Annotated in this window: 18 protein-coding genes; 5 read left to right on the top strand and 13 right to left on the bottom strand. The window is 73.8% G+C overall.

All coding sequences use genetic code 11. The annotated features are described in order from the left end of the window. Positions 1-25: 25 nt before the first annotated feature. Positions 26-2,122, bottom strand: coding sequence for a flotillin family protein (locus tag ACFXGN_RS02715; protein WP_384852440.1), 2,097 nt, complete (start codon positions 2,120-2,122; stop codon positions 26-28). Between the two features lie 367 nt (positions 2,123-2,489). Between ACFXGN_RS02715 and ACFXGN_RS02710 the strand changes: the two genes are divergently transcribed. Beyond that, complete coding sequence (locus ACFXGN_RS02710; protein WP_384852437.1) at positions 2,490-3,554, top strand: PucR family transcriptional regulator; 1,065 nt, start codon at positions 2,490-2,492, stop codon at positions 3,552-3,554. A gap of 12 nt (positions 3,555-3,566) precedes the next feature. Here ACFXGN_RS02710 and ACFXGN_RS02705 read toward each other — a convergent pair whose 3' ends face one another. Beyond that, positions 3,567-3,986, bottom strand: a complete 420-nt coding sequence (locus tag ACFXGN_RS02705; RefSeq protein ID WP_384852434.1) for a hypothetical protein — start codon at positions 3,984-3,986, stop codon at positions 3,567-3,569. Positions 3,987-4,145: 159 nt separating this feature from the next. Here ACFXGN_RS02705 and ACFXGN_RS02700 point away from each other — a divergent pair, with 159 nt between their 5' ends. Continuing rightward, positions 4,146-4,733: a TetR/AcrR family transcriptional regulator gene (locus tag ACFXGN_RS02700; RefSeq protein WP_384852431.1), complete on the top strand. Its 588-nt coding sequence runs from the start codon at positions 4,146-4,148 to the stop codon at positions 4,731-4,733. Here ACFXGN_RS02700 and ACFXGN_RS02695 read toward each other — a convergent pair. Genes ACFXGN_RS02695 through ACFXGN_RS02685 form a run of 3 tightly spaced genes read right to left on the bottom strand, consistent with a single transcriptional unit; the run spans position 4,718 to position 8,222 of the window. Further along, positions 4,718-5,572 (bottom strand): hypothetical protein, encoded by an 855-nt coding sequence (locus tag ACFXGN_RS02695; protein WP_384852428.1) that lies wholly within the window; start codon positions 5,570-5,572, stop codon positions 4,718-4,720. The two genes, ACFXGN_RS02700 and ACFXGN_RS02695, sit on opposite strands and share 16 nt — an antisense overlap. Then, positions 5,569-7,791, bottom strand: coding sequence for a GMC oxidoreductase (locus ACFXGN_RS02690; protein WP_384852425.1), 2,223 nt, complete (start codon positions 7,789-7,791; stop codon positions 5,569-5,571). The genes ACFXGN_RS02695 and ACFXGN_RS02690 overlap by 4 nt, the downstream gene beginning before the upstream one ends. Beyond that, positions 7,788-8,222, bottom strand: a complete 435-nt coding sequence (locus ACFXGN_RS02685) for a hypothetical protein (protein ID WP_384852423.1) — start codon at positions 8,220-8,222, stop codon at positions 7,788-7,790. The genes ACFXGN_RS02690 and ACFXGN_RS02685 overlap by 4 nt, the downstream gene beginning before the upstream one ends. A 338-nt stretch (positions 8,223-8,560) precedes the next feature. On the opposite strand from ACFXGN_RS02685, the gene ACFXGN_RS02680 reads away from it, so the two are divergent. Then, complete coding sequence (locus ACFXGN_RS02680; RefSeq protein WP_384852420.1) at positions 8,561-10,351, top strand: ABC transporter ATP-binding protein; 1,791 nt, start codon at positions 8,561-8,563, stop codon at positions 10,349-10,351. A gap of 354 nt (positions 10,352-10,705) precedes the next feature. Here ACFXGN_RS02680 and ACFXGN_RS02675 read toward each other — a convergent pair whose 3' ends face one another. The 4 genes from ACFXGN_RS02675 to ACFXGN_RS02660 all read right to left on the bottom strand — a co-directional run bounded on the left by ACFXGN_RS02675 (position 10,706) and on the right by ACFXGN_RS02660 (position 17,241). Then, positions 10,706-13,912, bottom strand: coding sequence for a SpaA isopeptide-forming pilin-related protein (locus ACFXGN_RS02675; protein ID WP_384852417.1), 3,207 nt, complete (start codon positions 13,910-13,912; stop codon positions 10,706-10,708). 483 nt (positions 13,913-14,395) lie between these two features. After that, entirely contained in the window at positions 14,396-14,806 is a 411-nt protein-coding gene (locus ACFXGN_RS02670; protein WP_384852414.1) for a hypothetical protein, read from the bottom strand. 147 nt (positions 14,807-14,953) lie between these two features. Next, on the bottom strand, positions 14,954-15,481 hold the full coding sequence (locus tag ACFXGN_RS02665) for a hypothetical protein (protein WP_384852411.1): 528 nt from the start codon (positions 15,479-15,481) through the stop codon (positions 14,954-14,956). 200 nt (positions 15,482-15,681) lie between these two features. Continuing rightward, positions 15,682-17,241, bottom strand: a complete 1,560-nt coding sequence (locus ACFXGN_RS02660; protein WP_384853109.1) for an MFS transporter — start codon at positions 17,239-17,241, stop codon at positions 15,682-15,684. Between the two features lie 197 nt (positions 17,242-17,438). On the opposite strand from ACFXGN_RS02660, the gene ACFXGN_RS02655 reads away from it, so the two are divergent. Both ACFXGN_RS02655 and ACFXGN_RS02650 read left to right on the top strand, forming a co-directional pair. Next, positions 17,439-18,152, top strand: a complete 714-nt coding sequence (locus ACFXGN_RS02655) for a hypothetical protein (protein ID WP_384852409.1) — start codon at positions 17,439-17,441, stop codon at positions 18,150-18,152. A gap of 151 nt (positions 18,153-18,303) precedes the next feature. After that, a complete protein-coding gene (locus ACFXGN_RS02650) occupies positions 18,304-18,744 on the top strand; it encodes an SRPBCC family protein (RefSeq protein WP_384852406.1) in 441 nt (146 codons plus the stop codon). 160 nt (positions 18,745-18,904) lie between these two features. Here the strand turns inward: ACFXGN_RS02650 and ACFXGN_RS02645 are convergent, their stop codons facing one another. The 4 genes from ACFXGN_RS02645 to ACFXGN_RS02630 are packed head-to-tail and all read right to left on the bottom strand — an operon-like array spanning position 18,905 to position 23,185. Beyond that, complete coding sequence (locus tag ACFXGN_RS02645) at positions 18,905-19,711, bottom strand: DUF1295 domain-containing protein (RefSeq protein ID WP_384852403.1); 807 nt, start codon at positions 19,709-19,711, stop codon at positions 18,905-18,907. Then, positions 19,708-21,147, bottom strand: a complete 1,440-nt coding sequence (locus ACFXGN_RS02640) for a class I SAM-dependent methyltransferase (protein ID WP_384852400.1) — start codon at positions 21,145-21,147, stop codon at positions 19,708-19,710. The genes ACFXGN_RS02645 and ACFXGN_RS02640 overlap by 4 nt, the downstream gene beginning before the upstream one ends. After that, a complete protein-coding gene (locus ACFXGN_RS02635; protein WP_384852397.1) occupies positions 21,144-21,932 on the bottom strand; it encodes a DUF1365 domain-containing protein in 789 nt (262 codons plus the stop codon). Before ACFXGN_RS02635 ends, ACFXGN_RS02640 begins: the two co-directional genes overlap by 4 nt. Continuing rightward, the gene (locus ACFXGN_RS02630) at positions 21,929-23,185 is read right to left on the bottom strand and encodes an NAD(P)/FAD-dependent oxidoreductase (protein WP_384852394.1); all 1,257 of its coding nucleotides are present in this window, start codon (positions 23,183-23,185) and stop codon (positions 21,929-21,931) included. Before ACFXGN_RS02630 ends, ACFXGN_RS02635 begins: the two co-directional genes overlap by 4 nt. Positions 23,186-23,306 lie beyond the last annotated feature (121 nt).

Below are 23,306 nucleotides of genomic sequence, written 5' to 3'. Positions count from 1 at the left end.
CGGTGGTGACCGTTGCCCGTGGCGGTCAGTTCGTGGCGGTGCCGCGCGGTGCGGTGCCGCGGGGCTTGCTGCCGTTGTCACCGGCCGGGGCGGGCTTCGCGCCGGTGGTCGGCGCGGTGGTGGTCGGCGCGGGTCCTCCGAGGGCCGCGGTGAGGGCCGGGGCGGCCCCGTCGAGGACGCCCGAGCCCATGATCTTCGCGAGGAGCGCGGAGACGCTGAGGTTCTGGACGTCGGAGGTGCTCAGCGAGCCCAGGACCTTGGTGAGGTCCTCCGTGAAGGAGCCCTCTCCGTTCAGCCAGGGTCCGGCGAGGGCCTGTGCGGTCTTCGAGTGGTCCACGAAGCCGTCGAAGGACCGGCCGAGGGAGACCGACTGGACGAGCCGGTCGAGGAAGACGGAGTCGCCGCCGACGATGTTGATGTCGGCGTGCTCGAGGCCGGTGGCCAGGACGGTGGCCTGGGCCTCGGCGACCTGCCGCTGCACGTCGAGCCCCGCGAGCCGGACCTCCTTCTCGGCCGCCAGCCGCAGGCGGTACTCCTCGTGGGTCCGTGACGCCTCGTCGAGCGCGGCCATGGCGGCGGCCTTCTCGGTGAGGCCCTCGGCCTCGGCCTTCAGCTTCTCGCCGATCGCGGTGGCCTCGGCGAGGGCCCTGGCCCGCAGGCCCTCGGCCTCGGCGCGCAGCCGGGCCCCGGTGGCCTCGGCCTCGGCGCGGCCCGCCTTCTCGATGACGTCGGCCTCCTTGTCGCGGACCTCGACGGCGGCCAGGCCCTCCGCGGCGGCCTGGGCCTTGACGCCCTCGGCGAGGCGGATCTTGGAGCGGGCCTCCATGTCGGCGGCCTTGTTGCGGGCCTCGGCGAGGGTGAGCTCCTCGGCGGCGCGGTGCACGGCGGCCTGTTCGGCGGCCTCCGCCGCCTTGATGTCCTTGACGAGCCGCTCCTGGGCCTCCGCCTCGGCGGCGATGACGAGCACCTGGCGGTCCCGCTCGGCCTCCTCGACGGAACGGAGCCGCTTGATGGACTCCTCCTGCTCGGCGACCGTGCGGTCGACCGCGATCCGCTCGCGGATGACCTCGGCGATGTCCCGGCGCTCGGACTCGACCTCCTTCTCGGCGGCGATGCGGGTGAGCTGCGTCTCCCGGTCCCGGGCGATGACCTCCAGGAGGCGGTCCTTCTCGATCCGCTCGTTCTCGACGGCGATCACCCGCTCGCGGTTCTTCTGGGCGACGGCCACCTCGCGGGCCTGGTTCTCGCGCTGGACGCCGAGCTGCTCCTCGGTCCTGAGGAAGGCGCTCTGTGCCCGCAGCCGCTCCTCCTCGACCACCCGGGCGGTCTCCGCCTCCTCGCGGGCCCGTACGGTGTCGATCTCGCGCTTCTGCTTGATCTCGGCGTCCGCCTGGCGGCGTTCGAGTTCGAGGATGGCCTCGCGGGCGTCGACGTTCTGCCGGGTGATCTCCTTCTGCTCGTTCTGCCGGAACTCGTTGGTGCGGACGTTCTCGACGGCGGTCAGTTCGGTGATCTTGCGGATGCCCTGGGCGTCGAGGATGTTGCCGGGGTCGAGCTGGCTGAGCGGGGTCTGCTCCAGGTAGTCGATCGCCGCGTCCTCCAGGCTGTAGCCGTTGAGGTCGATGCCGATGATCTCGATGATGCGGAAGCGGAGTTCCTCGCGCTTGGTGTAGAGGTCGGTGAAGTCGAGCTGCTTGCCGACGGTCTTCAGCGCCTCGGAGAACTTGGCGTTGAAGAGTTCCTGGAGGGTGGCCTTGTCGCTGGCCCGTTCGGTGCCGATCGCCTGGGCGACCTTGATGACGTCCTCGACGGTCTTGTTGACCCGGACGAAGAACGAGATGCGTATGTCGGCGCGGATGTTGTCCTGGCAGATCAGCCCGTCGCGGCCGGTGCGGGAGATCTCGAAGGTCTTCACCGAGATGTCCATGACCTCGGCCTTGTGCAGGACGGGCAGCACGATCTGCCCGGTGAAGCTCACGTCGACGCTGCGGGTCTTGGAGACGATCAGCGCCTTGCCCTGCTCCACCTTGCGGAACAGCCGGCTCACCAGGAGGAGCATGACGACGGCGACGAGCAGGACGACGGCGAGGGCGACGCCGACACCCACGGTCAGGAAATCCATGGAGAACCCCGTATCGATGGAGGACGAGCACAGGCAGGGGGAAGGACGCGCGGTGGGGGCGCGCGGTTCGGGCGGAACGGAGGCGGACGGAGACGGGCGGAGGCCGCGGGAGCCCACGGCGTGACGGGCGGGCGCCGTCCCGGAGGCCGACCGCTCCGGAAGCGCCGGGTCCTTTTCCGTGTCCCGGCATCGGGGCCCTGCCCTCGTCCTGCCGCAAGGGCATTCTGACGCCCCTCCCGACACGGCGTCACTTCCGTGATCCGGCAGTCTTCGGTGTCTTCCCGGTGCCGGGTACGAGCACGTGGGAGGCACATGACACCCTGGGGTTCCGCGTCAAGAACACGTCAAGGACGAACGGGGAGGGGCCGTGACGGACCAGGACACGGCGGTGGACCATCTGGAGGGGTACGCGGCGATCCTGACGGCGGTCTGCGCGACGGGCCGGGGGCTCACCCGCGAGGAGCGGGAGTCGCTGCGGTCGCGCGGGGAGCGGGCGGCCGAGACGGGGACGGGGCTGCGGACCCTCGTACGGGCGCTGCTGTCCTCCGCGCGCGAGGAGGTCGGGCCGGGGCTGCCGCCCGCCTCGGCCGCGCATCTGCTGGGCGCGGTCGAGCAGGCCGTGGACGCCTTCGCCGAGGGCCACGAGCGGGCCCAGCGGCTCGCGGTGCGCCAGGAGGAGGCGGCGCGGCGCGAGTTCATCGACGATCTGCTGCACGGCGGCAGCGACCTGGGGCGGACGGCCGAGCGCGCGGGGCACTTCGGGCTGCTGCTCTCGCACGCGCACGCCGTGGCGGTCGCACAGGGGCGGGAGTCGTACGGCGACGGCTACGAGGTCGCGCGGAGCGTCGAGTCGTCCCTGCTGGCGCGGTTCGGCAGCCGCCGCATCCTGCTGACGACGAAGGACGGGCGGCTGATCTGCGTGGCGCCCGCCGACGAGCCGGAGGTGCTCGCGCACTTCGCCAAGCAGGCGTACGCGGTGACGGACGGCTGCCAGGTGGGGGTGGGCCGTCCCCATCCGGGTCCGGGGGGCGTCGTCCACTCGTACCAGGAGGCCCTGAACGCGCTGGACCTGGCCGCCCGCATGGAGTTGGACGATCCCGTCCTGTACGCGGCCGATCTCCTCGTCTATCCGGTGCTGACCCGGGACCGGCAGGCCATGGCGGATCTGGTGCGGACGGTGCTCGGTCCCCTCCAGGGGGCGCGCGGCGGTGCCCGGCCGCTCCTGGAGACGCTCACCGCCTATTTCGACACGGGGTGCGTCAGCGCCCAGGCGGCGCGGCGGCTCAGTCTGAGCGTGCGGGCCATGACGTACCGTCTCGACCGCATCCACCGGCTGACCGGGGCGGACCCGGCCGATCCGGTGCAGCGGTACACCCTGCAGACGGCCGCCATCGGGGCCCGTCTGCTGAACTGGCCCGACCGTCCCCTGTGAGCGGGGCGCGGCTCAGCGGGCGGCGAGTTCGGCGTTCGCCCGCGCGGTGACATGGGCGAGGGCGCGGGCGGCGGCCTCGCGGTCGGTGTCCGGGAGGTCGCCGTAGAGACGCCCGGCCAGGGCGGTCACGGCGTCCGTGAAGTCCTGCTGGAGGGCGGCGCCCCGCTCGGTCACGGCGCCGTCGAACAGTCCGGCGGCGGTGATCTCGTCGAGCAGGGCGCTCGCCTCGGGCTCCTCGATCTTGAGCGTGGCGGTCAGCCGCTCGGTCGCTCCGGCCCGGTCGAGGCCCTCGGCGACGGCCCTGAGCGCGACGGACCGGTGGAAGGTCAGACCGGAGTCGGCGAGCATCCGGTCCCGTACGGCGGCGATGGCGTGGTAGGTGATGCCGATGAGCTGTCCGTCGAGCAGGGGGGCGGCGGCGGGAGCGGTCATGGCGGGTGTCTCCTCGGGCGGGCTGCGGAAGCGTCGGACCGCCGAACGGAAACCTCTCCGCTCGGCACGCCCTCACACTAAGCGGAGAGTTCTCCACTTCTCAAGGGGTGAGGGGAGACAAACGGAGAACTCTCCGGTCCGTCCGTTACGCTGCCGCCCATGAACGCCCCCGCCGAGCGCGCCGACGCCGCCCGCAACCGCCTCCGCATCCTCGACGCCGCCCGGCGCCGACTCGCCTCGGACGGCTTCGCCGCCCTCTCCCTGGACGCCGTGGCCAAGGAGGCGGGCGTCGGCGTCGGCACGGTCTACCGCCGCTTCCAGAACCGGGCCGGACTCGTCTACGCCCTCATCGAGGACAACGAGACCCGCTTCCAGCAGGAGTTCGCCCGTCACTGCGCGGACGGCTCCCCCACCGCGCACGACCGGCTGCGCGCCTTCCTGCACGGCTTGGCGGACCTCGTCGAGGAGAACCGCGAACTGCTGCTCCTCGCGGAGTCGAGCGCCCCGGCGGGGCGCTACCGCAGCGGCCCGTTCCGGCGCCACCACGAGCAGATCACCGGCATGGTCGCGGAGCTGGCCCCGGAGGCGGACCCCGCGTATCTCGCCGATCTGCTCCTGATGGCGTTCACCCCGGGCCTCTTCGACTTCCAGCGCGCCGAGCGCGGCTGGGACGTGGACCGCATCAAGCGCGGCCTCGACACGCTGGTCACCGGGATCGGGGCCGCCGGGGCTCAACCTCCCAGGTAGTAGGGCCGGTTGTGGGCGGCGACGGGCGGCGACTGATACGTCCAGGCACCGGCGGCCGGAGCCCCGCCGAGGAGCAGTTCCAGATCCCGCCCGACGTCGGACGTCCGGTCGAGGACGGTGAGTCCCGCCCGCGCGGGAGCCCCGTCCGGCGCGCCGCCGAGGGGGTGCCAGACACAGGGGGCGTAGACGTCCATCGGCCCCGCGAGGGCCCGGCCCTCCTCGTCCGTCCCGTACCCCGTGACGGGCGTGTTGTTCGCCGGTCGCCCGGGGAGCGAGGTGAGATCGGCGGTCAGCGAGAACAACTCCTTCTCCCCGCGCCGCAGTTCACCCTCGGGTCCCAGTTCCGCGCTCCGGCAGACCACCTCCCAGTCCTCGGCCTCCGGCCCGTTCGGGGACGGCATCGTCGCCTCGAACCAGGCCGGGTACTTGGGTTCCGCGTAGAGCCTGCGGCCCGCGTCGATGGCGAGCGGGTTGTCGCACAGCACGTGGACACGGCCGATGCCGAGCAGCTTGGTCTGGTCGTGGCCCTGCGCGTACTCCTCGTAGGACACCTCGGGCAGCCGCTCCTCCGCGTCGGCGGGGAAGGCGACGATGTTGACCTCGATCTCCTGGGTGACGCCCGCGCCGGAACGGTACTGGGCGAAGTACAGCTGGAAGTTGACCGAGAGCAGCGCCCGGCCGTCGAAGTCGGCGGGGAGCAGCGCCGGATGGTGCCGGGCGAGGACCTCGCGGGCGGGTCCGGGGTCCACGAGGAAGTCCAGACCCAGCTGGTGCAGGGCCCCGTAGTGGAAGGGCAGTCGGTACGGGGCCGCCACCGGCGGCAGGGGAAGCGGGCTCACGATGCGGCTCCAGAGGGGTCGGCGGGCCGCGCGTCGCGGCCGACGGCTGCCCGCCGGTCGCGCGCGGTCAGGTCGGACTCGACGCGCTCGGCGCTGCGCAGCGCCAGGGCGGCCATGGTCAGGGTCGGGTTGGAGGTGGCGAGCGAGGGCATACTGCCGCAGCCGACCGCGTAGAGCCCCGGGTGGTCCCAGCAGCGCTGCCAGTGGTCCACCACGGAGGTGGCCGGGTCGTCGCCCATGATGTGGGTGCCGCCCGCGTGGCCCGCGCCCCGGAACGCGTACGTACGGCCCCGGTGGGTGAAGGTCCCCGGCCGTCCCGGGTCCGGGTCGTGGTCGCTGTGGTCCTCCGCGCCGAGCAGCGCGAAGAGCCGGTCGGAGACCGTCCGCGCCACCGCGAAACCCTCCCGGACGTGCTCGGAGAGGTCGTACGAGACGACCGGGCGCGGCAGCCCCAGGGCGTCGCGGCGCTCCGGGTCGAGCGTGACGCGGTTCGCCGGGTCCGCCTCCTGCTCGATCTCGAACTGCAGGGCGAACTGGCGGCCGACGCGGTCGCGGAGCGCGGTGCGGAGCGCGGGCCCGAAGAGCCTGCGGCCGTCCGGTCCTCCCCCGCCCACCAGGGCCGCCACGTCCGCCTCGGTGCCGCCGGTCGCCCACGTCCAGCCCCAGTTGCCGATCTCGACGCGGAAGGGGGCGTGGCGGGCGCGGGCCGGGCCGAAGCGGAAGCCTTCGAGACCCGAGGTGGAGCCGGGTCCCCGGTAGGGGCCGACCTGGTCGGGCAGGAGTCCCCAGGTCAGCAGGACGGGATGGTCCATCAGATTGCGGCCGACCTGGTCGCTGCGGTTGGCGAGGCCGGAGAGCAGCAGCAGCCGGGCGTTCTCGACGGCGTGGGCGGCGAGGACCACGACGTCCGCGCGGACCCGGTGCCGGGTGGCGGCGCCGGGCGCGCGCCCGGCCCCGTACGCGAGGTACTCGACCCCCGTGGCGCGTCCGGCGCCGTCGACCAGCACCCGGCTGGCGACGGCACGGTCGACCAGGGTGACCGAGGGGGCCCAGCGGGCCTGGGTGCGCAGCGGGGTGTACTTGGCCCGGGAGGGGCAGACGGGGATGCAACTGGCGTGCCCCTCGCAGCGGCGTCCGCCGGAACCGGGAGCGCCTCCGGCGGATCCGGGGAGGCGTCCGCCGGGGCGCGGGGCGGGTGGGCCGGAGGTGTGACCGTCGGGGCCCGGGGGCCGCAGGTCGGGGGCCGGAGCCCGCACATCGTGCGCCGGGGGCCGCGCGTCGGGGCCGGAGGCGTGACCGTCCGGGCCCGGGGGCCGCAGGTCGGGGGCCGAGGCCGGGCCGCCGGGCGCCGGGGCCGGTACGCCGGGGCCCGAGGCGTGACCGTCGGGACCCGGGGGCCGTACGTCGGAGGCCGGGGCCCGTAAGTCGGGTGCCGAGGACCGCACTTCGAGGTCTGGGGGCCGTAAGTCGGCTTCCGTGGAACGCACTTCGGGGGTGGACTCGCCGTACGCGGGGTTCGGGACGCCGTCGCGGCCGTGGGGCGTGCCCACGACCCGGAGCGGGACCGGCTCGCCGGTCGCCGGGTGGGGGACCGACCGGCCGTCGAGCCGCCCGGCCACGACGGTGTCGAGGTGACTGGGCGGCAGGGCGTGCGCGGGGAAGACGTAGTCGTCGGGGAACGGCAGCCCCACGTGGGCGCGTTGCTCGGTGACGTCGGCCGCCACACCGATCTCCCGTTCGGCGGCCCGGTAGTACGGCTCCAGGTCGGCGTAGCCGAGCGGCCAGGCGCGGCCGTAGCCGAAGAGGTCGGTGCGGAAGTCCTCGGGGTGCATCCGGGGCGTGAGCCCCGTCCAGACGTTGCCGGTGCCGCCGTTCACCCTGACGTACGTGCTGGAGTACGGCAGCGGTCCGCGCTGGACCAGGTGTCCGTCTCCGCCGGGCCCGAGGTCGGTGACCTCCGGCCAGGGGGCGGCGGGGTGCGGCACGTAGGGCGAGCCCGGCACCTTCACCGTCGCCGCGAGAAAGGTGTCCACGGCCTCGCGGTGGCCGCGTTCGGCGTCCCCGGCACGCGCCCCCGCCTCCAGGACCAGGACGCGCCGCCCGGCCGCGCCGAGGCGGTGGGCCATCAGCGTTCCGGCGAAGCCTCCGCCGACGACGACCACGTCGTACACGGGTCCCGCCGCCTCGGCGCGCGGTCCGTGGGGTCCGGCGGGGCTCATCGGGGCGTCCCCGGTCCCGCCGGGGCGGCCGGCCGCGCCGCCCAACTGCCGAAGCCCTGCGGGGAGGTGCCGGGTGCCCGGCCGCCGAAGGTCCGCCAGACCAGGCCCTCGGCGTAGGCGCGGGCCGAGACGAGGAAGGGCTCCGTCTCCCCGAGGCCCGGCCACACGCCGGTGTACCAGAGCCGGGTGACGGCCTCGGCGAGTTCGGCCACGTCCTCCGGAGCGTCGAAGCCGGTCGCGGTGGGCGGAGCCTCGTCCGTCGCCGTGATGAGCCGCGCGTAGCGGTCGGGCTTGGTGTGCGCCTGGACGACGTCCCGGTAGGCGTCCGTCATGCCGGTGGCGGCGAGTTCGTCGGCGTCGAAGCCGGTCAGCCGGACGGACAGGGCCACGAACGCGTCCCCCGCCTCACCCGTTCGGGTTATCTCAGGCACTTCGGTCTCCCCCCGTCGGCCTCTCGACGGGCATCGAAGCAGGCGACGGCCGAAGCGCACGGGGATGCCCGGCGAGATCACCCGGACGGGTGGTGACCCGCGCGGCAAACCTTCCCGGCGGGGTTTGGCCGCTTTCCGACCGCCCGGCGGGGCGGGGCGGTTCGGGCCGGAAAAACGCTTGGACCGCGCGGAGGACGTCGGGGGACACTCGGCTGCTCCGCGACCGGTCCGACACCTCAGGGTTGGGTATGGAACATCCAGAATCATCCTCATCACCGGAATCATCCGCACAACGAAAACCCTCCGCCGCGCACGAGGGGCTGCCCAGCAAGGGCTCCGTGCTGCTCGCCCTCCGCCGCTACGGGCGGGAACTGCTCCGGCTGCGCCTGCTCACCGCGCCCGCGATGCTGCTGCCCGCGCTGGGGAACATCGGCATCAACTACATCGCGCCGCTGATCGTCGCCAAGCTCGTCGGCCGGATCGCCGGTGGTGGCGCCACCGCCGTCGCCGTCGGTCCCCTGCTGCCGTACGTCCTCGGCTTCGCGGGCGTCCTGCTGCTGGCCGAGGCCCTGTGGCGCGTCGGCCTGCACTGTCTGAACCGGCTCGACGCGCGCGGCATCGAGAACCTGTACGTCACGGGGATGGACGAGCTGTTCGCCAAGGACGCCTCCTTCTTCCACGACAACTTCGCCGGGTCGCTGACCAAGCGGGTCCTGAGCTTCGCCTCCCGGTTCGAGGACGTCGTCGACACGCTGACGTTCTCCGTCATGGGCAGCTTCGTGCCCCTGCTGTTCGCGTCGGTGGTGCTGTGGCAGTACGACCCGCTGCTCGTGGTCGGGCTGATCTCCCTGATCGTCTTCACCGGGGTGTGCGTGGCGCCGCTGATCCGGCGGCGGCAACGGCTCGTCGCCCAGCGGGAACAGGCCATCGCCCGGGTCTCCGGACACGTCGCCGACAGTCTGATGAACATGGACACGGTGCGGGCGTTCGCCGCCGAGGAGCAGGAGGCCGCCGAGCACCGCTCGCGCGTCGCCGAGTCCCGGCGGCTCACGCTGCGCTCGTGGGACTACGGCAATCTGCGGATCGACACGCTGGTCGCCCCGCTGTCGGTGCTGACCAATGTGCTGGGGCTCGTCCTGGCGCTGGGCCTCGGCGCGGCGGACCACGGCGTGGAGGTGGTCATCGTGGCCTTCACGTACTACGCCAACGCCACCCGGATCATGTTCGAGTTCAACCAGATCTACCGGCGGCTGGAGAGTTCGATGACGGAGGCGGCGCAGTTCACCGAGCTGCTGCTCGAACCGCCCACCGTGCTCGATCCGCCGTCCCCCGAGCCCCTGCGCGGCGGGGCGGCCGACGTCCGCTTCGAGAAGGTGACGTTCTCGCACGGCGGCGGCCGGAACCTCTTCGACGGCCTCGACCTGGACGTCCCGGCCGGGACGCGGATCGGTCTCGTCGGGCGGTCCGGCGGCGGCAAGACGACGCTCACCCGGCTGCTGCTGCGGATGACGGACGTCGACGGCGGGCGCATCCTGATCGGCGGGCAGGACATCAGCCGCCTGCGCCAGACCGATCTGCGGAGCCTGATCTCGTACGTGCCGCAGGAGCCGGTGATGTTCCACCGGACGCTGCGGGAGAACATCGCGTTCGCCCGGCCCGGAGCCACCGACGCCGAGGTCCGGCGCGCGGCGGAGGCGGCGCACGTCACGGAGTTCGCGGACGGGCTCCCGGAGGGCTTCGGCACGATGGTGGGCGAGCGGGGCGTGAAGCTGTCCGGCGGGCAGCGCCAGCGGGTCGCGCTGGCCCGCGCGATCCTGCGGGACGCGCCCCTCCTGCTGCTCGACGAGGCGACCAGCGCCCTGGACTCGGAGAGCGAGGTCCTCGTCCAGGACGCGCTGTGGCGGCTGATGGAGGACCGGACGGCGCTCGTGGTGGCCCACCGGTTGAGCACGGTCGCCACCATGGACCGGCTCGTCGTCGTCGACCGGGGCCGGATCGTCGAGCAGGGCACCCACCAGGAACTCCTGACGGCCGGGGGTTCGTACGCCAAGCTCTGGCAGCACCAGTCGGGCGGCTTCCTCGACGACGGCGCGGGCCCGCTGGCCCCGCCGCGCGCCCGGCTCGGCTGACGGGGGCCGGACGCCCGCCGAGGGATGGGGAACGGCTCCGGCGGGCGTCCGCCCCGGGACGGTGGGGACCGTACCGGGGCGGACGCCCGCCGGGAGTGGGGCGCGGCTGTCATGAGGAGCAGCCGTCGTGAGCAGCGGCTGTCGTGAGGCGGGCGCCCGCCCCGGGAACGGTCGAACCGTCCTGGGGCGGACGTCCGCCCGAGTACCGACCGGAGGGGCGGCCCGCCCGGTCGGCGGCCGGGCCGTCCCTTCACGGGTTCCCGCACCGGACGGCGTTCGGGCCGTCCGGTGCGGGGGCCCGGCCGGGGCGTGACGGTCGGACCGGAGCCGGGCCGTCAGGCCGGGGTGTGACGATCAGCCCGTGGGGCAGTCGCCGTAGCCCTGGCTGCCGTAGCCCTCGTCGCCGTAGCCGGTGGGCTCGCAGGGCTCCTCACCGCGCTTGTTGGAGACCCGCGCGACCACGAGCTCGTGTGCGGCGGAGACCACGTACGGGCCCGTGACCGGGTCGGCGGGCAGGACGTAGCCGTCGGGAACGGCGGTCTCCCGCAGGTAGTACGTGCCGTGTTCGAGGTCACCGAAGGAGCACTGGCCCGTCGAGCTGGTCGTGCACGGGGTGCCGATCTTCGTGTCGGGGGTCGCGCCGCCGGTCTGCAGACCGGTCACGCCGTTGGTCTCCTCCCACAGCTCGAACGTCGCGCCCGGCAGCGGCGCGTGGCTGTCGGCGTCGGTCTTCACGAGCTTGACCTTCCCCTTGCCCGGCGGGACGGGGGTGCGGCTGTTCTCGGCGGTCACCGAGACACCACCCGAGGCGTTCTCGTCGGTCAGGACCAGCGGACCGAACACGGCGGGCGACGGCAGGTCGTAGCCGACCGGGGCGGCCGTCTCCTGCCAGTAGTACGTACCCGTCTCCAAAGTCCGCGAGCAGACACCGTCGGAACCGGTCACGCACGGCGCGCCGATCGTCGTGTCGGGGTTGGCCCCGGTGGTCTGGAGACCGGGCACGTCATTGGTCTCCTCCCACAGCTGGAAGCGGGCGCCCGACAGCGGCGCGCCCGTGAGCGCGTCCCTCTTGAGCACCTTCACGGCGCCGGTCGTCGGAACGGGGGTGGCGGTGTTCTCGGCGGTCGCGGAGACACCGTCCGAAGCGTTCGCCGCGGTGAGCACCAGCGGACCGAACACGGCGGGCGACGGCAGGTCGTAACCGGCCGGAGCGGCCGTCTCCTGCCAGTAGTACGTACCCGTCTCGACCGTCCGCGAGCAGACACCGTCAGCACCGGTCACGCACGGCGCGCCGACCGTCGTGTCGGGGTTCGCCCCGGTGGTCTGAAGACCACTCACTCCGTTGGTCTCCTCCCACAGCTGGAAGGTCGCACCCGCCAACGGGTCACCGGTCTCCGAGTCCGTCTTCACCACCTTCACCGCGCCCGTCGTCGGAACGGGGGTGCGGCTGTTCGAGGCGGTCACGGAGACACCGTCCGAAGCGTTCGCCGTAGTCAGCACCAGCGGACCGAACACGGCGGGCGACGGCAGGTCATAACCCGGCGGGGCGGCCGTCTCCTGCCAGTAGTACGTACCCGTCTCCAAAGTCCGCGAGCAGACACCGTCAGCACCCGTCACGCACGGCGCGCCGACCGTCGTGTCGGGGTTCGCCCCGGTGGTCTGGAGACCGGGCACGTCATTGGTCTCCTCCCACAACTGGAAGGTGGCGCCCGACAGCGGCGCACCCGTGATCGAGTCCGTCTTGAGCACCTTCACCGCACCGGTCGTCGGAACGGGAGTCCGGGAGTTCGAGGCGGTCACGGAGACACCGTCCGAAGCGTTCGCCGTCGTCAGGACCAGCGGACCGAACACAGCGGGCGACGGCAGGTCATAACCGGCCGGAGCAGCGGTCTCCTGCCAGTAGTAGGTGCCCGTCTCCAAAGTCCGCGAGCAGACACCGTCAGCACCCGTCACACACGGCGCACCGACCGTCGTGTCCGGGTTCGCCCCGGTGGTCTGAAGACCGGGCACGTCATTGGTCTCCTCCCACAACTGGAAGGTCGCGCCCGCCAGCGGGTCGCCCGTCGCGGAGTCCGTCTTCACCACCTTCACCACGCCCGTCGTCGGGAGGGGGGTATGGGTGTTCGCGGCGGTCACCGACACACCGTCCGAGGCGTTCGCCGTGGTCAGCACCAGCGGACCGAACACGGCGGGCGACGGCAGGTCATAACCGGCTGGAGCGGCCGTCTCCTGCCAGTAGTAGGTGCCCGTCTCCACGGTCCGTCCGCAGACGCCGTCGGCGCCCGTCACACAGGGCGTACCGACCGTCGTGTCCGGGTTGGCTCCGCTGGTCTGCAGACCGGTGACACCGTTGGTCTCGTGCCACAGCTGGAAGGTGGCGCCCGCCAGCGGGTCGCCGGTCGCGGAGTCCGTCTTCACGACCTTCACGTCACCGGTCGTCGGGACGGGGGTGCCGCAGTCGGGCAGGTCGCCGTTGAAGGGGTAGGCGTGGAACTCCTGGCCACCGCCGCCGCTGGCGGAGCTGGTGTGGGTGAGCGAGCCCGTCGTGAAGAAGCGTCCGTTGACACCCGGCAGCGTGACCGTCGCCATCGACGACTGGTCACCGACGAGGACGCTGCCCTGGAACTGTCCGGTGCCCTCGAGCCGTACCGAGGTGGCGTCGGGGAAGTTCCACAGCAGGCGCTCGCGGTAGGCGTTCAGCGGGGAGGTGGCGTCGTCGATGCCTCCGCTGTACGTGCTGACCGTACGGTTGGCGCCGAGCACGTTGACGAGGATCGTCGCCCCGGCGGGGATGCCCGCGAAGACCAGGCCCTGCTGGCCGCCGGTCGGTCCGGTGAGGTTGAAGTCGGCGTTGAAGACCTGGAGCGCCGAGGTCCCGTCGCCCGTGAACAGCGTCTGGCCGCCCTGGTTGACTGCGGTGCCCGTGGGGGTCCTGGGCGCGCCGTCGACGCGGGCGTAGCAGCTGCTGGCCGCGGTGAGGCTGTCGCGCAGCCCGGCGTAGGGGGCGGTGGCGTCCCCGTCCTGGACGAGGGTGCCGATCACGGTGCCGGTGACGGTGCCCTCGTGGCGTACGGTCCCCTTCTCGCCGGGAACGCCGCCGGTGGTCTCCAGACGCTGGCCCGTGGCGATGGTGATGTTGCCGCCGGTGGTCAGGAAGTCCGCGTTCGTGGACGGCGGGACGCGGGAGCCGACACCGACGATGCCGAGGTTGTAGAGCCCGGAGGCTCCGGCGTCCTTGCTCTGGTCGAAGGAGTCGAGGACCACGACCCGGCCCTCGGCCTCGGCCGCCCGGCCCCGGACGAGGAAGTCGTTCCCCACGAAGATGTTGACGGCGTCGTCCCGGCCGGCGATGGGGCCGTTGTTGATGCCGGGGAAGTCCGCCGGGCAGGACCCGGGGACACAGGGTCCGAGCCCGCCGGGCAGCGGAGCGGCGCTCGCCGCCGTGGCGCCGGGGCCGAGGAGGAGCGCGGGGAGGGCGGCGAGGACGACGGCGCAGGAGAGCGCGGCCGAACCGGTCCTTCGACGGCGGCGCCCGGGGCGTCCTGGGGAGTGCTGAGTCATGGCGCGAGTCTGGGTTCCCCCGGTACGGGGCACCACGCACGGTGACGGTTATTGATCCGCCCGTGGCACGGTGTCACCGCCAGGTATGACAGGAGACGGCCGGATGGCGGAGGCGGGACCGGACCTCCGCCGTGGGGGCCGCCTCGGCGGGGACCCCACCGTACGGGCTCCAGCGCGCCGGGCCCTCTGTCCCCGGACCCGTCAACAGGTGCGGCGGGGCCGATACGAGGTGGGGCAGGCCCGGTACTCCGCAGCGCCTCCTCCACGGACCGGAGGCGGACCGCGTACGGGGGGTCCTGCGGCCCGGCTCAGTGACGGACGCGGTGGGGCCGTCTTCCTGACCCGGAGGTCCAGGGAGAGGGCTCAGCGGCGGTCGGCGTCGGAGAGCGGTCGGTGTCGGAGACCGGAGGCCGGAGCCCCTGTACGGGTGTACGGGCCCGGCACCGGCAGCGCGTCTTCACGCCCGGTCCTCGGTGTGCCCGCTCAGCGCTGTCCCAGGTGGATGTCGCGGCCCGCCTGGTAGACGCGTGCCCGGTCGGAGGCCGTCGCTCGTTGGGTGACGGTCGGGGGGTGTGGTGCGGCGGGCTCCAGCCGGGTCAGGAGGTCCCGTAGTTCTTCGGCGACTTCGGGGTGTTCGACCAGCAGGCGCCGGACCCTGCCCCGCCACTCGACCCTGAGGTCGGCCTCCGTCTCCTGGTCGCCTTCCGTGCGTGCCCTGAGCAGCTCTTCGCGGGTGGAGTCGAGTTCGGCGGAGATGTCGGCGGCGCGCTCGGGCCGGGCCCGTCGCCACAGGTCCACCACGCCGTCCCGCACCGTGTTCCACGCGTCGGTCGCGAGCAGGGTCACGACCGCGGTCCCGGCCGTCCCGGCCAGGGCCATGATCTCCGCTTCCAATGGACTTCCCCCCTCGTACTCGTCCGGGGGCTCACCTTAGGCGAGCCCCCGGACGGACGACAGCGGCCGACCGGCCGCGCCGTGGGGCGGGATCCGGGCGGGGTCACCGGGCCCGGGAGGCGGGTTCCGGCCGTCCCGCCCGGTGCGTCAGGCCCAGCCCGTGCACTTCTTCCACGGGTCGTTGGTGTTGTTGTGGTAGAGGCAGGCGCGGACCTTGCGGTCGGACGGGTCGTAGTACATCGGGGTGCGCGTCTGGCTGTAGTTGGTGCCGCCGGAGGCGGTCCAGCCGCCGGTGCCGAGCGTCTTGCCCGGGAGGATCTCGCAGATGGTGCCGTCGAGGCGGCAGCGCTCGACGTACGTGCCGTACTCGAATCCGTTGCTGCCGTTGGGGTACCGTGCGCGGCCCCAGGCGAACACGTCGCCGTCCGTGGTGCCCTTGCGCAGTTCGATGGTGAAGCCGCTGCCGTAGTCGTGGGGGCCGGACGCCGTGGCGGGGCCGCTCTGCCAGGTCTGGACGTTGGGGTCGTGACCGTCGCAGCCGTAGTTGTAGCAGGCGGTCGCGAGGGCCGACGCCGGGGCGGGAGCGGCCAGGACGGCCGCGAGCGCGGAGAGCAGGGCGGCGGCGGAGAGCCCGGCCCTGGAGACGGTCCGGCGGCGAGGGGTCGTACGTGACATCGGCGGTGCGGGTCCTTTCGTGCGGTGCGATCGTGTCCGCCCGGCGGAACGGGTGGGGTCGGCGCGGGCCCACCCGGCCCTGTCGGGATGGCGGACGGGGCGCGCCCCCGGTCCGTCGGCACGAGCGTCGCGCGCCGGTCCAACCCTTTTCCAACCGTCGGCCAACCGCCCCTCAACCGAGGCCGGTTCCGGTCGGCCGGTCAGGACGGTTCCCGGCCCTTCTCCCGCGCGGGGCCCGGTTCCCCCGCACGCTCCCCGGGGTCCAGCGGCGTGCCCTTCCCGCCGGGATGGCGCAGGGCGGCCAGGAAGCCCAGACCGAGGGCGACGGCCATGCCGTAGAACACCCACTGGTTGGCCTGCGCGAAGTCCACGCGGATCGCCGCCACGGCGTCCCGCGTCGCCGTGGCGACCGGGCCCGTCCCGGTGGGCGGTGCCGAACCGCCGTGCCCGGACACGGAGTCGCCGACACCGCGCGCCACCCGTTCCGCCAGGTCCGGGGGAACGCCCCGCGCCCGCAGCGTGTCCGTGACGTTCTCCGTCGTCGCCCGGCTCAGAAGGGTGCCGAAGACCGCCAGGCCCACGCTGGCCGCGTAGTTGCGGACCGTCTGGGTGATGCCGGTGACCTCGCCGTACGAGGCGCCGATGGCCCGGTTGACCGCGTCCGTCGACGCCGGGGCGAGGACGAAGCCGATGCCCGCGCCCGCGAGGACGACGTACGGCCATTGGTCGTGCATGGACAGACGGGTCAGCCGGTGCGCCCACAGCGCGAAGCCGACCGCCCCGAGGACCGTCCCCGCCAGGAGCGACGGGCGCGGACCCCGCTTGTCGAGGATGCGACCGCCCCACTGCGACGCGAGGGCGAAGCCGACGAAGAAGTACAGCAGGAACAGGGCCGCCTCGTTCGGCGAGGCGCCGAGGGAGACCTGCGCGTACACCGAGGAGAAGAAGAACACCGGGACGAAGGCCAGCATCGCGAAGAACAGCACGACCGTGTCGACCGTGAACGCCTTGTCACGGAAGACCCGCAGATCGATCAGGGGATGGCGGACCCCCCGCTCGTACCGCACGAAGACGTACAGGACGGCGAGTCCGCCGACCACGCACAGCCACGTCGCCCAGCTGCTCCAGCCCCACGACCACGCCTGCTGGAAGCCCAGCACGCTCAGGCCCATGCCCACGGCGACGAGGACCGCACCGGGGACGTCGAGCGTGCCGGTGCGCGGCCGGTCCCGGATGTGCGCGCGGGCGGTGAGGACCAGGGCGACCAGAGCGACCGGGACGTTGACCCAGAAGACGGCCCGCCAGGTCCAGGAGGCGGTGAGCCAGCCGCCGAGCAGCGGCCCGAGGGCGGTCAGCGCGCCGGAGATCCCGAAGAACAGGGCGAGGGCCCTGCCGCGCCGCTCCACCGGGAAGACCGCCACCACCACCGCGAGCGCGGCGGGGAAGAGCAGGGCCGCGCCGAGTCCCTGGACGGCCCGGAAGACGATGAGCCAGGTCTGCGCGTGGGCGCCGGAGGGCACGCAGCCGCACAGGACCGAGGCGATCACGAAGACGAGCGTTCCCGCGACGACGACCCGCCGGGGGCCGTACAGGTCGGCGAGACGGCCGCCCAGGGCGAAGAACGCGGCCAGAGCGAGCAGGTACGCGTTGACGACCCACTGCATCCCGGAGCTGGTGAGGCCCAGTTCGCGCACGATCTCGGGGGCGGCGATGGAGACGATCGTCTGGTCGATGAACGTCATCGCCACCGCGAACATCATCGCCGCCAGGGCCACGGTCCTGCGGGGGCTCCGCGCCTCCGCCCCGTGCGCGGCGCGCGTTCCCGGTCCCGTCTCCGGCCCGTTGCTCACCCTGCCCAGTGTGGCCCCGTCCGGGGGCTCGCGCACCAGCTGGGCCCGGCGGCGCCCACCGGCGGACGGGCCGGTACGGTGGCGCCACGCCGCCGGAGGGGGAGCCGATGTCCGAGCACCTGATCGAAGACCTGGTGGCGGACTCGGTCCGCCTCCTCGACCGGTACGCGGCGGCCGACGACCCGCGCCCCCGCGACTGGTTCCGCGCGCTGTACCGCTTCCAGGACGGCCACGACTGCTCGTTCACCCGCTTCCGCGTGAGGGACGCGCTGCTGCGCCGCCGCCACACGTACCGCTTCCCCCTCGACCGGCATCCCGACCACGCGGAGCGCTCGGAGTGGTTCACCGCGCTCGACGGCTTCACCGCGCTGCGCGGGCACGACGAGCGCGATCCGGGGTTCGAGGGGTACGACGACTGGCTGGAGGACGGCTACGCCGAGCCTCCGTTCCTGTACTGCGACGCCGGGACCGCCCTGTGGGGGCGGCTGGTGGACGCCGGTGAGCTGCGGGGCGCGGACGCGGTCCCGCCCGGCCGGGTCCCGCTGATCGAGGTGGTCCGGGAGGTCGCGGTCGCCGCCGAGCGGGACGGCGACCGCGAACTCGTCGGCTGGTGGTACGGGTTCGGGTGCGAGGTACTGCTGGGCGGTCCCGCGGGCTGCCCGTTCGACGTCGAGGAGCTCGCCGTGCTGCCCGCGGTGCGCGAGCTGCGGGCGGTGGTGGAGCGCACCGGCGTTCTGGGCTTCGCCCGCGAGTCGCCCTACGCGGTCCCGGAGGAGTTCGCGGACGCCCATGAGCTCGAACGGTGGTGGTGGCGCCCGTAGCGCCACGGACCACGGGCCCGAGGGGTGGGCCGGAGGGGTTGCTCCCGGGGGTGCGTCCGGTGGCGGCGGGGTGCATCCGTGTCCGCCGCCGGACGGGAAGCACTGGTGTCCGGGAGCCGTCCGGCGCCCGGACACGACGGAGGAGGACCGTGTGGTGATCCGTGTGGAGCGTACGTTCGTGGTGCGTCGCCCCTTGCCCGAACTGGTCGCGTATCTGGAGGACTTCGCCCGCGCCGAGGAGTGGGACCCCGGCACCGTCCGCTGTGTGCGGCTGGACGGGGGGCCGGTGGGGCCCGGCGCCCGGTGGCGGAACACCTCGCGCTTCCGGGACCGTACGACCGAGCTGGAGTACCGGCTCGCCGTCCGGGAACCCGCGCGGCTCGTGTTCGTCGGGGAGAACCGGACGGTGACCGCCGTCGACGACCTCCGGTTCCTGGACGAGGGGGCGGACACCCGGCTGACGTACCGGGCGTCCTTCGGGTTCAAGGGTCTCGCCCGGCTCGCCGCCCCCTTCCTGCGGGCGGAGTTCGAGCGGCTGGCGGACGGAGTGTCGACGCGTCTTCCGGCCGCCGCCGAGGCGCGGCCGTCCTGAGGACGGCCACCGCCCCGGGGCCCGGAATCCGCATCGTTCGCGCATCGTTCCGCACGGTCGGCCGGTCCGTACGGTCCACCGGTCCGTACGGTCCACGGGTCCGTGCAGTCCGCCGGTCCGTACGGTCCGCCGGTCCGTGCAGTCCGCCGGGGCCCTGCGGTCAGCCGTCGTGGGCGGGCGGCCGGGGGAAGAAGCCGCTGGTGCGGGCCCGGTAGTCGGCGTACCCGGGGCGGTCGGCCATGTGCGCCTCCAGGAGCCGCTTGCCGCTGCCCCAGATGAGCAGACCGCTCATCACGAGCGGCGAGACCAGGGTGAGGAGGGCGGTCTGCCAGGTGGCGCAGGCGGTCAGGTAGAGGCCCCACCAGACGAGGAAGTCCCCGAAGTAGTTGGGGTGCCTGGTCCAGCTCCACAGTCCCCGGTCCATCACCCGGCCCCGGTGTGCCGGATCGGCCTTGAAGCGGGCGAGCTGGTGGTCCCCCACCGCCTCGAAGGCGAGACCCACCGCCCAGACGCCGAGGCCCAGCAGTCCCGTGACCCCCAGGGGGCCGGGGAGCAGGACCGCGACCTGGACGGGCAGGGAGACGAGCCAGACGAGGGCGCCCTGGAGCAGATAGACCGTGCGCAGGGCGTGGAGCGTGGGGTTGCCCCGGGCGCGGCCGAGCATCCGCGCGTACCGGGGGTCCTCGCCGTGGCCGCGCCCGCGCCGGGCGATGTGGAGGGCGAGCCGCAGCCCCCAGACGACGGTGGCCAGGGCGACGGCGGTACGGCGCGCGTCGTCGCCGTGACCCGCCGCGAGGCCCCAGGCCACGGCGGCGACGGCGGCGAAGGCGAGGCCCCAGGCGACGTCCACGTACCGGTGCAGGCCCCGCGCGGTCCCGAAGGCGAAGGCCACCAGCATGACGGCGAGGGCCGTGACCGCCGAGGCTGCCAGTACGGTGCCGAGGGCCCCGGCGTCGACGGCGGTCATGGCGTGCGCCCGGTCGGGCGGGCGTCCTGCGGGTGCCGGGCGGGGGCCGGGCTCATCGGGGTGTCCTGGGGGGTGTCGGCGGTGAGGAGGAGCTGGCGGACGTCGAGGTAGTGGGACCGGAACCCGGCCTCGGAGTAGGCCAGGTAGAACTCCCACAGGCGCCGGAAGACCTGGTCGAAGCCGAGGGCGTCGACGGCGTCCGCCGCGCGGAGGAAGCGGGCGCGCCACTGCCGGAGGGTCTCGGCGTAGTGGTCGCCGTAGCCGGTGTCGTGGGTGACGCGCAGTCCGGCGGCGGCGCTCTCGCGGGCGAGGGCCTCCGGCGAGGGGATGAGGCCGCCGGGGAACACGTACTTGCTGATCCAGGTGTGGGTACGGGCGGTGGCGAGCATCCGCTCGTGCGGCATGGTGATGGCCTGGAGTCCGATCCGGCCGCCGGGGGCGAGGAGGCGCCGGAGGGCGGTGAAGTAGTCGGGCCAGTACTCGGCGCCGACGGCTTCGATCATCTCGACGCTGACGACGGCGTCGTACCGGCCCCGGACCTCGCGGTAGTCGAGGAGCTCGACGGTGACGCGGTCGGCGACCCCGGCCCGTACCGCGCGCTGCCGGGCGAGGGCGAGCTGTTCCGCGGAGAGGGTGACGGTGCGGACCAGGGCGCCGCGCAGCGCGGCGCGGACGGCGAGTTCGCCCCAGCCGGTGCCGATCTCCAGGAGCCGGGTGCCGGGGCCGGTGCCGGTCAGGTCGAGGAGCCGGTCGATCTTGCGGTGCTGGGCGGCGGTGAACTCCGCGTCAGGGAGGATCCCGAGGGTGTCGGGGAGGTGGTCGAAGACGGCGGAGGAGTAGCTGAGGCCCGGGTCGAGGAAGAGGGCGAAGAGGTCGTTGGAGAGGTCGTAGTGGCGGTGGATGTTCTCGCGGGCCCCGTCGGGGGTGTTGCGGTCGGCGGTGGGCCTGCGGCTGACCCAGGCTCCGCGCAGTCGGCGCAGGGGGGCGGGCACGAGGTCGTCGACGTGCCGGGCGAGGACGGTGAGGACGCCGACGAGGTCGTCGGCGTCCCATTCCCCGGCCATGTACGACTCCCCGAAGCCGATGAGACCGTCGGCGCCGACGCGTCGGTGGAACGCGTCGGGGTCGTGGAGCACGAGGGTCGGCACGGCGGGCCCGGCCGCGCGCCGCCCGGGGACGAGGGGCGCCGGGCCGTGGGCCCCCCGGACCGGAACGGTGCCCGGGGCTTCGCGCCGCCCGGGGACGGGGGGCGTGTCGGTGGCGGTCCGGATCCGCAGCGGCAGCCGGGCGAAGGCCCGTCCGACGAGGTGGCGGGCGACGGCGGTCCGCACGGCGGACGCCCGGGGCGGCCGGGCGACGTCGGGCCAGCGGTCGGGGTCGATCCGGACGTGGCGCGTCGGCGCGACGGGCGTGGCCGGGGGGAGCGACAGGGTCACGGGGTGCCCTCCTCGGGCGAGTGGGTGGGACGGGGGCGGACGGGGAGCCCCTTGAGGTACAGGCGGATGCCGTGGCGGCGGATGCCGGCCGAGACCCCGAGGGTCGGCCAGGGGTGCCGCAGGGCGGCGGCGAGCAGGTTCCGGGTCCCGCCGGGCCGGTGGACGCCCCGGACGGTGGCGGTCAGGGGGCGGGTGCCGTCCGGGTGGCGGAGCTGGACGGTGAGGTCGAGGCGCTCGCCGGGGAGCGGGAGCCGCATCCGGTAGACGCCCTCGACGCCGAGGAACGGCGAGACGTAGAACTCTTTGGCGGTCTCGGCGCGGCCCCGCGCGTCGGGGCGCAGGAGGTAGCAGTGGCGTCCGCCGTACGTGTTGTGGACCTCCGCGACGACGCAGACGGGACGTCCGGCGCGGTCGTGGCACCAGTACAGGGTGAGCGGGTTGAAGACGTGCCCGAGCACGCGCGCGTGGGTGAGCATCAGGACGTGTCCGTCGGCGTCGTGGACCCCGTGGGCGGCGAGCCGCGCGTCGAGACCGGCGCGCAGGGTGGGGGCGTCGCCGTCGAAGTGGTCGCGCGGGTCGAAGCGGGCGAGGGGCCGCAGCGGGACGGGGAGCACGGGCAGGTCGTCGAGGTCGACCAGCCACATGTAGGTGCGGTGGCGCAGGGCGTAGTGGAAGGGGGTGACGCGGGTGTGGGCGATCTCGGTCTCGTACAGGGCGGGGACGGACGGCGCGGCGGCGACGGCGTCGGCGTCCGGGGGGCGGGGTACGGGCGTGGCGGTGGTCACCAGTCCACCCCCAGACGCCGGGCGGCCGTGACGCCGGAGCGGCAGCCGTCCTCGTGGAAGCCCCAGCCGTGGTAGGCGCCCGCGTAGGCGGTGACGGGGCTGTCGAGGGTGGGCAGGAGCCGCTGGGCGGCGACGGACTCGGGGGTGTAGACGGGGTGTTCGTACGTCATGCGGGCGAGGACGGTGGACTCGTCGACGCGGTCGCCGGGGTTGAGCGTGACGATGTGGGGTTCGTGGGTGGGCAGCCGCTGGAGCCGGTTCATGTCGTAGCTGACCTGTACGGCGTCGGGGCGGGCGGTGCACGAGGGGAGCCGGTAGTTCCAGGAGGCGCGGGCGTGGGGCGAGCGCGGCAGCAGTGAGGTGTCGCGGTGCAGGACGGTCGGGTTGCGGGAGTACGTGAAGGCGCCGAGGACGCGCCGCTCCCGCTCGGTGGGGTCGGCGAGGATGCGCAGGGCCTGGTCGGGGTGGACGGCGAGGACGACGGCCGCGTGTTCGGCGGACTCCCCGTCGGCGGTGACGACGGTCGCCCGGTCGGCGCCGCGCACCACGGCGTGCACCGGGGTCGCGGTGCGGACCGAGGCGAGGGACTTGGCGACGCGTTCGACGTACGCGACGGAACCGCCGGTGACGGTTCTCCACCGTGGCGAGCCGGTGACCGAGAGGAGTCCGTGGTGGTCGAGGAAGCGGAACAGGTACACGGCCGGGTAGCGGAGCGCCGTGTCGGGGGCGCACGACCAGACGGCGGCGACGAGCGGGACCGCGAAGTGGCTGACGAAGTGGGCGGAGAACCGGTGGTCGCGGAGGAAGTCGCCGAAGGTGCGGGTGGTGTCGTCGGCGGCGAGCAGCCGACGCGCGGCGCGGTGGAAGCGCGGGACGTCGGCGAGCGTCAGGAGGTGACGGCCCCGGAGGGCGTTGCCGCCGCCGAGGAGACCACGGAGCCCGCGCGCGCCCGCGTACTCCAGTCCGCATCCGTCGCAGCGGACGGACATGCTCATCTCGGAGTCCTGGGTGGTGACGTCCAGCTCGCGGAAGAGGCGCAGGAGGTGGGGGTAGGTGCGGTCGTTGTGGACGATGAAACCGGTGTCCACGTGGAGGGTGCCGCCCCCGGGGGCGGGCAGTTCATGGGTGTGCGCGTGTCCGCCGAGCCGGTCGTCCGACTCGTAGAGGACCACGTCGTACGCGCGGGACAGGACGTGGGCGGCGGTGAGTCCCGCCACCCCCGATCCCACCACGGCGACGCTTCGTCGGTTCATCGTCTCCACCCCTCGTGTGACGGCTGCCGTCCGTTCCCGGCGGCGGCCCGTGCTTCTGCTGATGGTTCGGAGCCGGCGCGCCGCCGGACGGGCCCGGCGGGGCGGGCGGCCCCCGGTCGTG

This window comes from Streptomyces sp. NPDC059247 (assembly GCF_042754005.1).
Lineage (GTDB): Bacteria > Actinomycetota > Actinomycetes > Streptomycetales > Streptomycetaceae > Streptomyces.
This window is presented reverse-complemented; position numbering and strand designations above follow the sequence as displayed.

Excerpts from the sequence above, each read along its gene's own strand:
- ACFXGN_RS02715 (WP_384852440.1), bottom strand. The coding sequence starts at position 2,122 with ATGGATTTCCTGACCGTGGGTGTCGGCGTCGCCCTCGCCGTCGTCCTG.
- ACFXGN_RS02705 (WP_384852434.1), bottom strand. The coding sequence starts at position 3,986 with ATGACCGCTCCCGCCGCCGCCCCCCTGCTCGACGGACAGCTCATCGGC.
- ACFXGN_RS02700 (WP_384852431.1), top strand. The coding sequence starts at position 4,146 with ATGAACGCCCCCGCCGAGCGCGCCGACGCCGCCCGCAACCGCCTCCGC.
- ACFXGN_RS02690 (WP_384852425.1), bottom strand. The coding sequence starts at position 7,791 with ATGAGCCCCGCCGGACCCCACGGACCGCGCGCCGAGGCGGCGGGACCC.
- ACFXGN_RS02675 (WP_384852417.1), bottom strand. The coding sequence starts at position 13,912 with ATGACTCAGCACTCCCCAGGACGCCCCGGGCGCCGCCGTCGAAGGACC.
- ACFXGN_RS02665 (WP_384852411.1), bottom strand. The coding sequence starts at position 15,481 with ATGTCACGTACGACCCCTCGCCGCCGGACCGTCTCCAGGGCCGGGCTC.
- ACFXGN_RS02660 (WP_384853109.1), bottom strand. The coding sequence starts at position 17,241 with ATGATGTTCGCGGTGGCGATGACGTTCATCGACCAGACGATCGTCTCC.
- ACFXGN_RS02655 (WP_384852409.1), top strand. The coding sequence starts at position 17,439 with ATGTCCGAGCACCTGATCGAAGACCTGGTGGCGGACTCGGTCCGCCTC.
- ACFXGN_RS02645 (WP_384852403.1), bottom strand. The coding sequence starts at position 19,711 with ATGACCGCCGTCGACGCCGGGGCCCTCGGCACCGTACTGGCAGCCTCG.
- ACFXGN_RS02630 (WP_384852394.1), bottom strand. The coding sequence starts at position 23,185 with ATGAACCGACGAAGCGTCGCCGTGGTGGGATCGGGGGTGGCGGGACTC.